Source organism: Chelatococcus sp. KU-N122 (assembly GCF_055391085.1).
The window spans coordinates 5,223,044-5,238,197 of record NZ_AP043981.1; the positions used below are offsets into that span (position 1 = coordinate 5,223,044).

Sequence of the window (15,154 nt, forward strand, 5' to 3'; positions counted from 1 at the left end):
GGAAGAATGTGCGCCGACTCAACAGCTTGGCGCCTATACCCCGCGCGAATCCGGTAATATGACTTTCGGCCGGCATGCTCTAGGATGGTCGCCGTGACTTCGATATCCGAGCAGGGCGACCCTTTCGCGTCAGGGCGAGGCGGCCGATGAGCGCCGACGCGCCCGATTCGGCGCTCGACGAGCGGCCGCCGCTGAAGGCGGGGGCGGGCGGCCAGTCCCAGTCGGCGCAGCGCGATCGCCTTGTGGAGCGCCTTGCGGCCGTCGCGGCGGGCGATCGAGCGGCTCTCGGCGACGTCTATCATATGACCGCCGCGAAACTATTTGGCGTCTGCGTCCGTATCTTGGGCGAGCCGGCAGAGGCCGAGGATGTCCTGCAGGATGTTTATCTGACCGTCTGGCGCAAGGCTGGCTCCTTTGATCCGGGCCGCGCAAGCCCCATCACCTGGCTGGTGACGATCGCGCGCAACCGGGCCATCGATCGGCTGCGCGTCTCCTCCGGCCGAGCCCGATCCGAGCCGATCGAGGAGGCGGCGGACCTGCGTGATCCTGCTCCCGGCGCCCTGTCGGGCATCGAAGCGGCGGACGACCATAGGCAGCTGATGAAGTGCCTGGAGGAATTGGATAACAAGCAGGCCGAGACCATTCGCATAGCCTTCTTCGAAGGCGTCACCTACGAGGCCCTGGCCGAACGGACCGGGGTCCCGCTCGGAACCGTGAAGAGCTGGGTGCGGCGTGGCCTGCTCAAACTGAGATCGTGCCTGGAACGATGACCAGCGACAAGGACCCTCCGCCGGACGACGGCGAGCTGCTCGCTGCGGAATATGCCCTCGGTGTGCTCGACATCTTCGACCGCCGTCGGGCGGAGGCCAGGGCGTCGACGGATGCGGCCTTTGCCCGCGACGTCGAGGCGTGGACCGCGCGGCTCGCGCCGCTGGCGCTCGCCATTCCGTCCGTCGAGCCGCCGACCCGCGTGTGGTCTCGGATCGAGGCGGCGCTGCCGGTCGACCCCACCGCGGCGACGAGCGCACCGTTGCTGCGCATCGCTGCTCTGGCGGACGTGCCGGCCCGCCCGAACACGCTCTGGTCCAGCCTGCCCTTCTGGCGCTGGCTGAGTTTCGGCTCGGTCGGCGTCGCATTTGCCAGCATCGTGGCCGCGACGTTCATCGTCGAGAACGCGGTCGAGCCGTTGTTCGCCACGCTGGTCCCCTTGGGAGGTGGCCCATCGGTGATCGCCGCCGCGCACACGCAGAAAGGTCAGCTGCTGATCTCGCCCGCGGCCGGAGCGGCTACGGATCATCGCGTGCCGCAGCTCTGGCTGATCGCCCCGGGCGAGCTGCCGCGCTCGCTCGGCATGCTGGATGCCTCACACCCCACGAGGATCGCGATCCCCAGGGATATCCGGCACCAGCTTGTTGAGCAGTCGCATCTCGCCATCACGCTCGAGCCCCCCAATGGCGCGCCCGGCAACCAGCCGAGCGGACCCGTCGTCGCCAAAGGGAAGTTCGAAAAACTCTCGCACTGATCCCGGGATTCAGCCGTGGGGGGCTGCCCCGGCACCTGCGGGCCGTCCGTTCCGAGCGTCGCCCGCGGCGGGTTTTGACAAGTCGCGCCGCCTCGGCATTGTCGTGCCATGCACTGGTCGGACGAAGGCATCGTCCTGGGCGTCAGGCGCCACGGCGAAGGGAGCGTCATCCTCGAGGCGATGACGCGCGCCCATGGGCGCCATCTGGGGCTGGTCCGCGGCGGCCGCTCCAGCCGCAATCAGCCCCTGCTGCAACCCGGAAATTCCGTGGCGCTCAGCTGGCGCGCGCGTCTCGACGAGCACATGGGCACGTTCCACGTGGAAGGCCTCGTGCTCCGCGCCGCCCGCTACATGCCGTCGGCACTGGCTCTCAACGTGCTGGGCAGCGTCGCCGCGCTGGCCCGGCTGCTGCCCGAACGCGATCCCCATCCCGCCGTGTTCGAGCAGCTCATGGTGCTGGCCGAGCACATGGACGATGCCGAGCTGGGGCCGGCGCTCATGGTCCGGCTCGAGCTCGCCATGCTGGCCGAGCTGGGCTTCGGCCTCGATCTCGATCGGTGCGCCGCCACAGGCGCTGCCGACGAGCTGGTCTACGTGTCGCCCAGATCCGGCCGGGCCGTCTCCGCAGGCGCGGGCGCACCCTACCACGACAGGCTGCTGGCGCTGCCGGGGTTCCTGCGGACCGGCTTCGCCCAGGGCGCGCCCGGCGCCGCCCAGGTGCTGGCGGGATTTGTCCTGACCGGTCATTTCCTGACACGCCACGTCTATGAGCCGCGCGGCGTCGCACCGCCGGACGGGCGGGCGCGCGTGGTCGAGATCGTGCGCCGCCAGGCAGCCGGACCTGCGCTGCCGCCTGTCGAGCCCGCACGGCCGGCGAAGGAGCAACAATCGGAGTGATCGGCCGGCCGCCCGCGGGCCAGATGCGGCGACCGGCCCAAAGCGTTCGCGGTCGGGCCGACTCAGCAAGAGAAGCGCTTCAAGATTTTGGGCATGTCCCGATGAGATGACCTCATCCGCTCGGGACACGCCCCGGAGGAGACGAGCCCATGAATGCGCCCTTTGCGGCGAGACCGGCAGCGCACGCGGCACCGAGCGAGCTTCGCCATGGCTGGCCCGTTGTCGTCGCCTGCTTCGTCCTGGCCGTCTTCAGCTGGGGCTTCGGCTTCTATGGTCAGGCCGTCTATCTGGCCGAGCTGCAGCGGGTCAACGACTGGTCCACTTCGCTCGTGGCGACGGCGACGACGGCCTACTACCTCTTCGGCGCCGTCTGGCTCACCGTCGTCCCGAAGCTGTTTGAGCGTTTCGATCTCCGGCTGGTGCTGGGCGGGGGCGCCTTCTCTCTCGGCGCCGGTGCTATCGCCATGTCGGCGGCGACGCGGCCGTGGCAGCTGTTCGCCGCCAGCGTGCTCCTGGGCTTCGGCTGGGCGTGCACCAGCTCGACGGCTATCGCCACCACCCTGGCGCGCTGGTTCGATCGCAAGCGGGGGCTCGCCATCAGCCTGGCGCTCAACGGCGCCAGCTTTTCCGGCCTGAGCATCGCGCCGGCGCTGGTGTTTCTCAGCGCACGCACCGGCCTCGAGGTCGCCGTCGCGGCGCTTTCGGTCGCGCTGTTCGCTGTTCTGGCGCCGTTGCTGCTGGTGGTGCTGCGGCGGCCGACCGCGCCGACAACCAAGGCGAGGGCTGAGGCGAAGGCTGAGGCGAAGGCTGAGGCGAAGACTGAGGCGAAGACTGAGGATTGTCCCGGCCGGGCAGATGCATCTCGGGCGGATCCGGGCATGACGACGGCGCAGGCGCTCCGTTCCACGCATTTCTGGTCGCTTGCCGCGCCCTTCGCGTTGGGCCTGGCGGCCCAGGCCGGCTACCTGATGCACCAGGTCGCGGTGCTGCTGCCGACGCTGGAGCCGGCCGGCACGAGCCTGGCCCTGATCATGGGCAGCACGGCGGCCATCTGCGGCCGCCTGGGGCTCGGCCTGGTGATCGACCGGCTGGATCAGCGCCGGGTCACGGCGGTGTCGTTGGCCAGCCAGGCGGCGGCGCTCGGCGCCATCGTCCTGTGGCCGCAGACGCCGACGGTGCTCTACGGCGCAGTCATCCTGTTCGGGCTGTCGGTCGGCAACATCATCACCCTGCCGGCACTGATCGTGCAGCACGAGTTTGCGCCTGCGGCGTTCGCGCCGATCGTCGGCTTGTCCACGGCCGTCGGCCAGATGGTCTATGCGTTCGCGCCGGCGGCGCTGGGCTATGTGCACGATCTTTTCGGCGGCTATGGCGCTGCCCTGGGGCTCTGCATCGGGCTCCAGCTTGCCGGCGCGCTGGGCATTCTGTGGCGTGGCCGCTCGCGTGGCACCGGCACGCCCTGAAAATGGTTGACAGGGCGCGGTGCGTTCTTGCTCCGACTCGGTGCGTTCGCTAGTTGTTCTGCATGGTTAAGGTGATCGACCCGCCGTCCGAGAACGGTATCGAGAATGTCGAGCTGAAGGACGCGCTGGAGCGGCGCTACCTCGACTATGCCCTGTCGACGATCATGCATCGGGCACTGCCCGATGCCCGCGACGGCCTGAAGCCGGTGCATCGCCGCATTCTCTACGGCATGCGGCTGCTGCGGCTGGAGCCCGGCTCTCCCTTCAAGAAATCCGCCAAGGTCGTCGGCGACGTGATGGGCTCGTTCCATCCCCACGGCGACCAGGCGATCTACGACGCGCTGGTGCGCCTGGCGCAGGATTTCTCCTCCCGTTACCCTCTGGTCGAGGGACAGGGCAATTTCGGCAACATCGACGGCGACGGCCCCGCCGCGCATCGCTACACCGAGGCGCGGCTGACCGATGTCGCCCGCCTGCTGCTGCAGGACATCGACAACGACACGGTCGACTTCAGGCCGACCTACGACGGCTCGGACGAGGAGCCGGTGGTGCTGCCGGCGGCTTTCCCCAATCTGCTCGCCAACGGCGCGCAGGGCATCGCCGTGGGCATGGCGACCTCGATCCCGCCGCACAACGTAGCCGAGCTCTGCGACGCGGCGCTCTATCTGATCACCCATCCCAAGGCGACCTCCGAGCAACTGCTCAATTTCGTCAAGGGGCCGGATTTTCCGACCGGTGGCATCATCGTCGATCCACCGGCGATCATCGGTGAGGCCTATCGGACCGGGCGCGGCGGCTTTCGGGTGCGGGCGCGGTGGCATCGCGAGGACACCGGCCGCGGCGGCTGGGTCGCCGTGGTCACCGAGATTCCCTACCTCGTGCCAAAGGGCCGGCTGATCGAAAAGATCGCCGACCTGCTGAACGAGAAGAAGCTGCCCCTGGTGGCTGATGTCCGCGACGAATCGGCGGCCGACGTGCGCATCGTGTTCGAGCCCCGGTCCCGCACCGTCGACGATGCGGTGATGATGGAGACGCTGTTCCGGCTGACCGAGCTGGAAAGCCGCATTCCGCTCAATCTCAACGTCCTCACCGCCGGCCGCATTCCGCGCGTGCTGGGGCTCGCCGAAGCGCTGCGCGAATGGGTCGAGCACCGCCGCGATGTGCTCCAGCGCGGCACCCGCCATCGGCTCGGCGTCATCGAGCGGCGCCTGGAGATCCTCGGCGGCCTGCTCATCGTCTATCTCGATCTCGACCGGGTGATCCGCATCATCCGGGAGGAGGACGAGCCGAAGCAGGAGCTGATGCGCGTCTTCGAGCTCACCGAGATCCAGGCCAATGCCATCCTCGACACCCGCCTGCGTGCCCTACGCAAGCTGGAGGAAATGGAGCTCAAGCGCGAGCAGAGCGAACTCACGGCGGAGAAGGACGACCTGCTGGCGCTGATCGCGTCGGATCGTGCCCAGTGGGGCAAGGTCTCGGCCGAGATCCGCGAGCTGCGCAAGACGTTCGGGCCGGCGACGGCCCTCGGCAAGCGGCGCACCGACTACGCCGAGGCTCCGGAAGCGGCCGCCATCGACCTCGCCGAAGCCATGGTCGAACGCGAGCCCATCACCGTCGTCGTGTCCGAGAAGGGCTGGATCCGGGCGCTCAAGGGGCACGTCGCCGACACCACCAGCCTCCAGTTCAAGGGCGACGATCGGCTCGCCACCGCTTTTCCCACCGAGACCACCGCGAAGATCCTCGTCGTCGCCAGCAACGGCAAGATCTTCACCCTCGACGCCGCCAAGCTGCCCGGCGGACGCGGCGTCGGCGATCCGATCCGCATCATGGTCGATATCGACGAGGGGGCCGACGTCGTCGCCACGTTCCCGTATCGCCCGGCCGAGAAGCTGCTGTTGTCCACATCCGATGGGCGCGGCTTCGTCGCCCCGGCGGACGACGTCGTCGCCAACACCCGCAAGGGCAAGCAGGTGCTGGTGGTCGACCCGCCGGCCAAGCTCGCGCTGTGCGTGGCGGCGGAGGGCGACCACGTGGCCATCGTCGGGCAGAACCGCAAGCTGCTGATCTTCCCAGCGGTCCAGATGCCGGAGATGACGCGCGGCAAGGGGGTGCGGCTGCAGCGGTATCGGGACGGAGGGGTCAGCGATGCCAAGGTCTTCAACCTCGCCGATGGGCTGACCTGGAAGGACACGTCCGGCCGCACCTGGACGGTGATCGGGACTGACCTGACCGAGTGGATCGGCAATCGGGCCGAAGCCGGCCGGCTGCCGCCGAAGGGCTTTCCCCGCAACAACAGGTTCGGCTGACGCGATCGCAAGGCGGGGCGACGCCCCAGCACGGCGTGGCGGAGGGGCGTCCGGTCGACGGCAGGTGCCAAACGCGTCCGGAACGGGCATGTTTGGCCGATGCCGCCGCCGTCCGCCGTGCCCACGCCGCTGCTCACGACCGAGCGCCTCATCCTGCGCCCGCTCGAGTTGGCCGATGCCGATGCGGTGCAGGCCGTCTTTCCGCAGTGGGAGATCGTCCGCTATCTCGCCGCGCGGGTGCCATGGCCATATCCGTCCGACGGGGCTCTGGTCTTCATTCGCGACACGCTGCTGCCGGCGATCGAGGATGGGAGGCAATGGCATTGGTCTATCAGGCCCGCGGCGGCGCCAGAGCGATTGATCGGCATCATCGGCCTCATGGACGAAAGCCGCGACGATAACCGCGGCTTCTGGCTCGATCCCGCATGGCAGGGCAGGGGGCTGATGTCGGAGGCGGCCGCGGCCGTCACCGAGTTCTGGTTCGTCGTCCTGGGCAAGGACGCTCTGCGCGTGCCCAAGGCGATCGCCAACACCGCGTCACGGCGCATCTCCGAGCGTGCCGGCATGCGCGTCGTCGGACGGGAGGAGCGGGGCTTCGTCTGTGGCCGGCTCCCGGCCGAGATCTGGGAGATCACGCGCAGCGAATGGCAGGCGCGCCGCCCGGCTCAGCGGACCCGGAACAGCTTCTCGTAGGTATCGCTCTGCCCGTCGACGTAGCGGACCCGGTAGATGGCGCGATCGTCGCCGCGATATCCGGGCTCCGAGCGGTAATGCACGACCTGGCTGAGGAAGGGCTGTCCGCGGCAGCCGGCGAACGGCGAGCGGGGCGCGGCGCGCAGCGGCTTCGGGGCGGTGGTGACGCTCAGCGTGCCGTGGCGCGGCGGCGCGACGATGGTGATCGCCGGCAGGGGCTGCTGATGACAGGCTCGCCCGCCATCGCCGGACACGGTGTTGTAGTCGCCGGCGACCTCCAGCCGGCCCGACTTCACCTCCTGGACATAGCCGAAGGTGCTCCGAGGCGCGCTCTGGCAGGCGGTCAGGGCGGCTAGCGTCAGAAGGGCGGCGGCCGAGCAGGCACGCCGCGAAATCTCGGTGTCGAACGCCATGGGGTCGGCCGGGAAGGACAGGGACGCCGCCTGCGGATGCCGGCAGCGGGACGCTTGTAGCCGACGAGCGCGGGCGAAACCAGCTTGCCGCCGTCGCGGCGGGCGCGAGCGCGTCTCGGCGCCGGGCCGAGCAGGACTTCGGCAAATGGACGCTCGCATCTCGCAATTGGATGAGGTCATCCAACTGCGGAGAAATGCTCCAAGCCTTTGAATTTGGAGCGCTTCTCTCTCGTCGGGCGGTTCCACCCGATCAGGAAGCGCTCTAGACGCCCGCGGAGCGACGATCTAACGATTGTTTGGTGCGGCTCGCGCAAGACGAGCCATGGTCCGAACGGGTGAGGAAAAGCTGATGGGCACCTACGAAACCATTCTCGTCGAGCGGCCGGCGGAGCACGTCGCGCGCATCGTGATGAACCGGCCGGAGGCGCGCAACGCCCAGAACCTTCAGATGACCTATGACCTGAACGCCGCGTTCGACGAGGCGTCCTACGACGACAGCGTCAAGGTCATCATCCTCGCCGGTGCCGATCCGCATTTCTCCGCCGGCCACGACCTGCGGGCCAAGGAGAAGGACCGCGCGGGGGTCGACTTCCCGCCCGTGTTCGGCTGGGGCGGCTTCGCCGAGCCCAATGCCCACGGCCGCTTCGCGCGCGAGCAGGAGATCTACCTGCAGATGACGCGCCGTTGGCGCAATCTCCCCAAGCCGACCATCGCCGAGGTGCAGGGGCGCTGCATCGCCGGCGGACTGATGCTCGCCTGGGCCATGGACATCATCGTGGCGAGCGACGACGCCCAGTTCTGCGACCCTGTCGTGACCATGGGCGTCTGCGGTGTCGAGTGGTTCGTCCATCCCTGGGAGGTCGGGGCGCGCAAGGCCAAGGAGTTCCTGTACACCGCCGATGCGTGGAGCGCGGAGGAGGCGCACCGGCTCGGCATGGTGAACCACGTCGTGCCGCGCGGCGAGCTTCCCGCCTTCACGCTGGCCCTCGCGGCCCGCATCGCCGCCAAGCCCAGCTTCGCCCTGAAGCTCAGCAAGGAGGCGGTGAACCACACCCTCGACATCATGGGCCAGCAGAGCGCCATCGACCAGGCGTTCGCGCTGCATCACCTCTGCCACGCCCACAACCTGCAGGAATTCAAGATGATCGTCGATCCCGCCGGTCTTCACCCGTCGGTCAAGCAGAAGGCAAGCGTCTGACCATGGATCTGAACGCGACCGAAGAGCAGCGCCTGCTGCGCGAGAGCGCCGAGCGTTTCGTGCGGACGGCCTACAGCCCGGACGCCCGCCGCAAGGCGGCGGGCCAGCCGGAGGGCTTCAGCCGCACCGTCTGGGCGGAGTTCGCAGACCTAGGCTGGCTCGCGCTGCCCCTGCCGGAGGCCCACGGCGGCCTCGGCGGCGGCGCTGTCGAGGTGGGAATCCTCGCCGAGGCGTTCGGCAGCGGCCTGGTCACCGAGCCCTATCTGTCCACCGTCGTCCTCGGCGCCGGCCTGGTCGCGGACCTCGGCACCGAGCAGCAGCGCGGCGCCGTCCTGCCGGAAGTCGCGGCCGGGCGCTCGCTGCTCGCCTTTGCCCACAGCGAGCGCCAGGCCCGCTTCGACCTGGCCGACGTCGCCACCCGTGCGGCCCGCGACGGCGCCGACTGGGTGCTCGACGGCACCAAGATCGCCGTCCTGGACGCGCCGAGCGCTGATCATCTGATCGTATCGGCGCGGGTTGCCGGCGACCGCATGGCGCGTGAGGGCCTCGCCCTGTTCGTCGTGCCGCGCCAGGCGCCCGGACTGAGCTTCACCGCTTACGACCGGCTCGGCGGCGGCAAGGCGGCGACCGTGAAACTGGCCGGGGTCCGCGTGCCCGACGTCGTGCGGCTCGGCGGCTCGGACGATGCGCTGCCGGCCATCGAGCGGACGGTCGACCGCGCGCTCGCGGCGCTCTGCAGCGAGGCAGTCGGCATGATGGCTGCGCTGCTGGACGCGACGGCGGCCTACACCAAGACGCGGGAGCAGTTCGGCAAGCCGCTGGCTTTCAACCAGGCCGTCCGCCATCGCCTGGCCGATATGGCGAGCGCGCTGGAGGAGGGCCGTTCCATGGCGCTGAGGGCGGCGCTGCTCGCCGATGCGCCGGCGGCCGAGCGCATCCGCGCGGTTTCGGGCGCCAAGATCAAGATCGGCCGCGGTGCGCGCTTCGTGGCCGAGCAGGCGGTGCAACTGCATGGCGGTATGGGCGTGACGGAGGAGCTGGAGATCGGCGCCTACCTCAAGCGCGTCGTCGCCTTCGAAGCCTTGTTCGGAGACGTCGATCACCATCTGCGGCGGCACGCCATGGCGAGCGGGCGGCTGTCGTCGCGAGCAGCCTGATCACCGGGAGGAGCTCATGGACTTTTCGTTCAACGCCGAGGAGCGCGCCTTCCAGCAGGAGGTCCGCGACTTCATCGCCGCCAATCTGACCCCGCACATGAAGCGGGCCATGGCGCTGACGCCGTCGGTCTTTTCGGAGCCGGACATTTCCGGCCCCTGGCACCGGGCGCTGGCCGCCAAAGGCTGGGTGGCGCCGGGCTGGCCGGTGGAGGCCGGCGGACCGAGCTGGACGCCGGCCCAGCGCTGGATCTTCGAGACCGAGTGCGCCATCGCGGGAACGCCGGGCGTGTCGCCCATGGGGGTGCGCATGGTCGGCCCCGTGATCATCAAGTACGGGACGCCGGAGCAGAAGGCGTTCTATCTGCCGCGCATCCTCTCCGGCGAGGACTATTGGTGCCAGGGCTATTCGGAGCCCGGCTCCGGCTCGGACCTGGCCTCGCTCAAGACGCGGGCGGTGCGCGACGGCGATGACTACGTCGTCAACGGCACCAAGATCTGGACCACGCACGCCCACTACGCCAACCGCATGTTCGCGCTGGTGCGCACGGGCGACAGCGGTCGCAAGCAGGACGGCATCAGCTTCATCCTGATCGACATGAAGTCGCCGGGCATCACCATCCGCCCGATCATCACCATCGGCGGCGACCATGAGGTGAACCAGGTCTTCTTCGACGACGTGCGCGTGCCGGCCGCCAACCGCATCGGCGAAGAGGGCATGGGCTGGACCTACGGCAAGTACCTGCTCGAGTTCGAGCGCGGCGGCGGCATCACGTCGGCGCGCCTGCGCAAGGCGCTGGGCCAGGTGGTGGCGCTGGCGGGCTCCGAGGAGGTCGGGCGGCCGATCGAGGAGGCGTCGATCGCGACCCGGATCTCCGAGATCGAGGTCGATATCGATGCGCTGGAGATGACCGAGCTGCGCATCATGTCGGCCTTGCAGACGGGCCAGAACCCCGGCGCCGTCTCGTCGATGCTCAAGCTGCGCAACAGCGAGATCAAGCAGGCCATCACCAAGCTGGGTGTCGACGTGATCGGCTACGACGCGCTCGTATGGCAACCGGCCCGGCCGCTCTACGCGCTGAACGAGCCGACACCCATCGCCGAGGACGAGCTGCCAATCGTGCCCGAGTATCTCGACGGGCGCGCCTACACGATCTTCGGCGGCACCTCCGAGGTGCAGCGCGACATCATGGCCAAGCTGATGCTGGGGCTCTAAAGCCTCATCCGACGCCTGAGCCTCGGATCGTAAATTTAAATAAATCAATGGGTTACGGCGGGGCGATGACTCAAGGCATCATTCCGCCGTGGGTCCCGCTCACCGCAAGTCGGGTACCGGCGGGGTCACCGTCCGGCACTGCCGGATGATGGCCGACAGCCGCGGCCGCTGCTCGTCGCCGATCTGGCCGTCGGCCAATGTCCTGAGCAGGCCCTCGCGCCTGAGCGTCCGCATGGTGCAGGCGCAGGTCAGCCGGCATTGGCCGGCGTCCGCCTCGGTCTCGACGCAGCCCGAGATGCAGGAATCGCGCATGCGCATGGCCTGGGCCGTCCCATTCGGACCAACGACCTGAAAGAGCGTCCAGAAGAGGCCCATCAGCACGAGCTGGTGGGTGAGGTAGATGATCAGGCTGTGGCGGCCGCTCCACGTCAGGACACGGCCGAGGGGGCCGGTCGGCGTCCAGCGGCCCGCCGCTCCCGCCGCGAGCGCAGGTAGGCCGATCTGTCCGGCGGCGACGCCGATCAGCACTGCTCCGAACCAGGGAAAGATCGGAACGTAGTCGCTGGTGTTCGGCACCGAGGCGCCGAGCCCGAGCCATGCCAGCCAGGGCGGATCGAGCAGCGGCGAGCTGAACCAGAACGGCAGGGCGACGACGGCAGCGCCGATGATCGCGGCCACGGCGGCCGGCGCCTGCAGGAACGGCAGCGCCAGGACGCTGCCCGCGGCGATGCAGTGCAGGATGCCGAAGTAGATGAAGCGCTCGGGCGTCGCGATCCAGGTGGCGAGCGTCACCGCGCCGGCCGCGGCGAGGATGACCGCGAGCCGCCGGAGATAGCGGCGCCAGCTCTGCGCATGCTGCGGGTCGGCCGACTGCCCCGGTCCTGGCCGCGAAGAAGCGGGGCGCCAGGCGAGAACCAGGCTGACGCCGACGAGCAGCAGGAAGCTCGCGGCGATCGCGTGGGCGAAGTTGCGCCAGAACGGCGATCCGACTGCGTCGACCGGCGCCAGGTCGAAGAACGTGACGTCCCACGCCGCGTGGTAGACGACCATGGCCGCGATGGCGACGCCGCGCGCGGCGTCCACGATCGGCAATCTCGCGGTGGATCGGGCAGGGGACGAGGCGACTGGCGACAGTTCGGCGATGGCCGTCAACCGAACCTCTCCCAGCCGTCCGGCGTCAGCCGTTCCTGCGGCGTGAAGCGCGCCTTATAGGCCATCTTCCGGGAGCCTTCGACCCAGTAGCCGAGATAGACATAAGGCAGGTCGAGAGCGCGGGCGCGCCGGATGTGGTCGAGGATCAGGAACGTGCCGAGGCTGCGGCGCTCCTCGTCCGGATCGTAGAAGGAATAGACCATCGATAGCCCGTCGCCCAGCACGTCGGTGAGGGCGACGGCGACGAGATCGCCCTGGCCACGCCCGTTGATCGCCGAATCCGGGCCGCGTCGGCGGTACTCGATGAGGCGCGTGGTGACGTGGGTGTCCTCCACCATCATCGCATAGTCGAGCACCGTCATGTCGGCCATGCCGCCCTCGGCGTGGCGCGCGTCGAGATAGCGGCGGAACAGCGAGTACTGCTCGCCCGTGGGCGTCGGCTGGCCCATGGCGCCGATGAGATCGGCGTTGTTGCGCACGACGCGCCGCGAGCTCACGCTTTCGTTGAACTCCCGCGCCATCACGCGCACGGAGACGCAGGCGCGGCAGCCTTCGCAGGCGGGCCGGTAGGCGATGGTCTGCGAGCGGCGGAAGCCGCCCTGGCTGAGGATGTCGTTGATCTCCGGAGCGCGCTTGCCGACCAGGTGCGTGAACACCTTGCGTTCCTCGCGATTGGGGAGGTACGGACACGCGGAAGGCGCGGTGAGATAGAACTGCGGTGCGTCGCGCGGTTGGGTCGTCAATCCCGGATCAAGTCCTGTTGCGCAGCCGCCCGAGGCGGCCTCGGTCGACGAAGCGGATTCGCTCACGCTCGCCGCTCGCCGTCAGCAACGATAGCATCGCGCGAACCGCCCTCAAGTCCCTTGTGCAGGTCGTCAGTCGGAGCGGACGACGGTTACGCTGGCGAGCTGGTCGTGCAGCATGCGCCGATCGCTGTCGACCAGCCCGACCACGATGTCGATCAGCCAGATCAGGCCGGTAATTCCAGCGACGTAAAAGAACAGCGCGTGGGCGCCGGCGGTGATCGGATCGACGCGCGCCCCGTCCTGGCGGATCACCTGCAGCCCCAGCATGCGCATGCCGATGGTCGATTGCCTGGGGCCCCCCACGGTGACCATGCTGTACAGGATGCCTGCCGCCGGGATCAGGATGGCATACAGTGCCCACCCCAGGCCGAAGGTGACCAGGCCGATCACCGCGATGATGAAACCCAGGAACAAGCACCAGACACCGATCAGGATCAGGTCGATCAGGTAGGCGAAGAAACGCGACACCAGAACGCCGTCGGTGCGATAGGGCCGCCCTGGCATGGTCTGCGGCATGGTGTTGGACATGACGGGCCCTTCAGTTCACGATCGACGCAATATGGGGATGCGGCGGTTCAGGCCAACGGCGGCACGTGGCACGCCGGTTACTTTTCCACATCCCGCCCCTGGCCGCCCTTGGATGTCGTTTCCGGCACCGCCGACGGAGACATGGCCGAGGCCTCTCCCGTCTGCTCCAGATAGAAGCGGTTGAGAAAGTAGAACGAGGTGTCGGACAGCGGGCCGCCTTCCGTCGCGATGCCGGACAGCCGGGCGCCCTGATGGCGCTCGCCGCGTTCGAACCGGCAGATGATCTCGCGCCGGCGCGCCGCGCCGCCGGCGGCCGTGGCGATGTAGTCGATGCGCAGGCTGTCGTGCATCGGTCCGGGCGACGTGCGGCCGAGATCCAGCGTGACGCCGTCGTCGTTCAAGGCGGGAATGGCGGCCTGGCACAGGCGCGCCGCCGCCGCGTCCAGCTCCGGCTGCAGGCTGGTCAAGACCACGAGGATGATGCAGGCAGCGAGCGCCCCCGCCGTCGCCGCGATGAGCAGGGCGAAGCGTGTCGGCCCGCGCTCGCGCGGTTGTGGGGATGTTTCAGGCACGTGCGAGGCGCTCGGCGACGCGGGGCGCGAAATAGGTGAGAACGCCGTCGGCGCCGGCGCGCTTGAAGGCGACCAGGCTCTCGACCATGGCCTTGTCGCCGTCGAGCCAGCCGGCCCGCGCGGCGCCTTCGATCATCGCGTACTCGCCGGACACCTGATAGGCGAACGTGGGCACGCCGAAGCTCTCCTTGACCCGCCAGATGATGTCGAGATAGGGCAGTCCCGGTTTCACCATGACCATGTCGGCACCCTCCTCAATGTCGAGCGCCACCTCGCGCAGGGCCTCGTCGCCATTGGCCGGGTCCATCTGGTAGGTCCGCTTGTCGCCGACCAGCAGCGCGCCCGAGCCGACCGCGTCACGAAACGGACCATAGAAGGCGGACGCATACTTGGCCGCATAGGCCATGATCTGCACGTCGATGAAACCTGCGCGGTCGAGACCGGCGCGGATGGCCGCCACGCGGCCGTCCATCATGTCGGATGGCGCAATGACGTCGGCGCCTGCCTCGACCTGCACGAGCGCTTGCTCGACCAGGATGGCGACGGTCTCGTCATTGAGGATGCGGCCGTCGGCGATGATGCCGTCGTGGCCATGATCCGTATAGGGATCGAGCGCCACGTCGGTGACGATGCCCAGGTCCGGAAAGGCAGCCTTGACCGCGCGCGCGGCGCGGCAGACCAGGTTGTTGGCGTTCAGGGCTTCGCTGCCGCGTGCGTCCTTGAGTGCGGTGTCGGTGTAGGGAAACAAGGCGATCGCCGGGATGCCGAGCTTCGCTGCACGCTCGGCTTCACGCACGACCCCGTCCACGGACAGCCGGTCGACGCCCGGCATGGACGCGACCGGCGTCCGCACGCCGCTGCCGTCGGCCACGAACAGCGGCCAGATCAGATCGTCGGTCGTCAGCACGTTCTCGCGGACGAGCCGCCGCGCCCATTCGGACTTGCGATTGCGGCGCGGGCGGTGGACCAGCCCGAGGTCGTGAGCCTGTACCTTGCGCGCTTCGGACGGCGTGTCGGCTTTGCGGCTCAGCGGGCGGATAGGTGATGCGGTCATCGATCGGTCTCGTCACGAGCGCTACATGTGGAATGTAGCGCGAATAGGAGCATCGCGCCGAAGATTTCGCGCGGCCGCCGGCCCGGCGCAAGCCCGGCAGCCGTCGGCTACACGTCCTCGGACCCCTTGAACATGCGGCCGATTGCGCGCGGAACTGCATGCGGGACGTGCAAGCCTGCG

Annotated in this window: 15 protein-coding genes; 9 read left to right on the forward strand and 6 right to left on the reverse strand. The window is 68.9% G+C overall.

The features are described from left to right. Nucleotides 1–146: 146 nt before the first annotated feature. The 6 genes from ACZ5PO_RS23585 (at nucleotide 147) to ACZ5PO_RS23610 (ending at nucleotide 6,881) form a co-directional block, all read left to right on the forward strand. Nucleotides 147–770 (forward strand): sigma-70 family RNA polymerase sigma factor, encoded by a 624-nt coding sequence (locus ACZ5PO_RS23585; RefSeq protein ID WP_464184300.1) that lies wholly within the window; start codon nucleotides 147–149, stop codon nucleotides 768–770. Continuing rightward, the gene (locus ACZ5PO_RS23590) at nucleotides 767–1,522 is read left to right on the forward strand and encodes an anti-sigma factor (protein ID WP_464184301.1); all 756 of its coding nucleotides are present in this window, start codon (nucleotides 767–769) and stop codon (nucleotides 1,520–1,522) included. Before ACZ5PO_RS23585 ends, ACZ5PO_RS23590 begins: the two co-directional genes overlap by 4 nt. Before the next feature lie 108 nt (nucleotides 1,523–1,630). Beyond that, the gene (gene recO / locus ACZ5PO_RS23595; RefSeq protein ID WP_464184303.1) at nucleotides 1,631–2,419 is read left to right on the forward strand and encodes a DNA repair protein RecO; all 789 of its coding nucleotides are present in this window, start codon (nucleotides 1,631–1,633) and stop codon (nucleotides 2,417–2,419) included. Between the two features lie 149 nt (nucleotides 2,420–2,568). Next, nucleotides 2,569–3,882, forward strand: coding sequence for an MFS transporter (locus tag ACZ5PO_RS23600; RefSeq protein ID WP_464184304.1), 1,314 nt, complete (start codon nucleotides 2,569–2,571; stop codon nucleotides 3,880–3,882). A gap of 62 nt (nucleotides 3,883–3,944) precedes the next feature. After that, complete coding sequence (gene parC / locus ACZ5PO_RS23605; RefSeq protein WP_464184305.1) at nucleotides 3,945–6,188, forward strand: DNA topoisomerase IV subunit A; 2,244 nt, start codon at nucleotides 3,945–3,947, stop codon at nucleotides 6,186–6,188. Between the two features lie 99 nt (nucleotides 6,189–6,287). Next, complete coding sequence (locus tag ACZ5PO_RS23610) at nucleotides 6,288–6,881, forward strand: GNAT family N-acetyltransferase (protein ID WP_464184306.1); 594 nt, start codon at nucleotides 6,288–6,290, stop codon at nucleotides 6,879–6,881. Here ACZ5PO_RS23610 and ACZ5PO_RS23615 read toward each other — a convergent pair. Further along, a complete protein-coding gene (locus ACZ5PO_RS23615) occupies nucleotides 6,854–7,294 on the reverse strand; it encodes a hypothetical protein (protein ID WP_464184307.1) in 441 nt (146 codons plus the stop codon). The genes ACZ5PO_RS23610 and ACZ5PO_RS23615 overlap by 28 nt on opposite strands. A gap of 349 nt (nucleotides 7,295–7,643) precedes the next feature. Between ACZ5PO_RS23615 and ACZ5PO_RS23620 the strand changes: the two genes are divergently transcribed. Genes ACZ5PO_RS23620 through ACZ5PO_RS23630 form a run of 3 tightly spaced genes read left to right on the forward strand, consistent with a single transcriptional unit; the run spans nucleotide 7,644 to nucleotide 10,862 of the window. Then, nucleotides 7,644–8,492 carry an enoyl-CoA hydratase gene (locus ACZ5PO_RS23620; protein ID WP_464184309.1) on the forward strand — a complete coding sequence of 283 codons (849 nt, stop codon included), beginning with the start codon at nucleotides 7,644–7,646 and terminating at the stop codon, nucleotides 8,490–8,492. A gap of 2 nt (nucleotides 8,493–8,494) precedes the next feature. Continuing rightward, complete coding sequence (locus tag ACZ5PO_RS23625; protein ID WP_464184310.1) at nucleotides 8,495–9,649, forward strand: acyl-CoA dehydrogenase family protein; 1,155 nt, start codon at nucleotides 8,495–8,497, stop codon at nucleotides 9,647–9,649. Nucleotides 9,650–9,665: 16 nt separating this feature from the next. Continuing rightward, nucleotides 9,666–10,862, forward strand: coding sequence for an acyl-CoA dehydrogenase family protein (locus ACZ5PO_RS23630; protein WP_464184311.1), 1,197 nt, complete (start codon nucleotides 9,666–9,668; stop codon nucleotides 10,860–10,862). Between the two features lie 99 nt (nucleotides 10,863–10,961). Here ACZ5PO_RS23630 and ACZ5PO_RS23635 read toward each other — a convergent pair whose 3' ends face one another. The 5 genes from ACZ5PO_RS23635 to hemB form a co-directional block, all read right to left on the reverse strand. After that, a complete protein-coding gene (locus ACZ5PO_RS23635; protein WP_464184313.1) occupies nucleotides 10,962–11,945 on the reverse strand; it encodes a heparan-alpha-glucosaminide N-acetyltransferase in 984 nt (327 codons plus the stop codon). Between the two features lie 65 nt (nucleotides 11,946–12,010). Beyond that, nucleotides 12,011–12,757: an arginyltransferase gene (locus ACZ5PO_RS23640; RefSeq protein WP_464196998.1), complete on the reverse strand. Its 747-nt coding sequence runs from the start codon at nucleotides 12,755–12,757 to the stop codon at nucleotides 12,011–12,013. Between the two features lie 132 nt (nucleotides 12,758–12,889). Continuing rightward, the gene (locus ACZ5PO_RS23645; protein WP_464184315.1) at nucleotides 12,890–13,348 is read right to left on the reverse strand and encodes an RDD family protein; all 459 of its coding nucleotides are present in this window, start codon (nucleotides 13,346–13,348) and stop codon (nucleotides 12,890–12,892) included. A 77-nt stretch (nucleotides 13,349–13,425) separates the two neighbouring features. Further along, entirely contained in the window at nucleotides 13,426–13,920 is a 495-nt protein-coding gene (locus ACZ5PO_RS23650; protein ID WP_464184317.1) for a hypothetical protein, read from the reverse strand. Then, entirely contained in the window at nucleotides 13,913–14,974 is a 1,062-nt protein-coding gene (gene hemB, locus ACZ5PO_RS23655) for a porphobilinogen synthase (protein WP_464184318.1), read from the reverse strand. The genes ACZ5PO_RS23650 and hemB overlap by 8 nt, the downstream gene beginning before the upstream one ends. Nucleotides 14,975–15,154 lie beyond the last annotated feature (180 nt).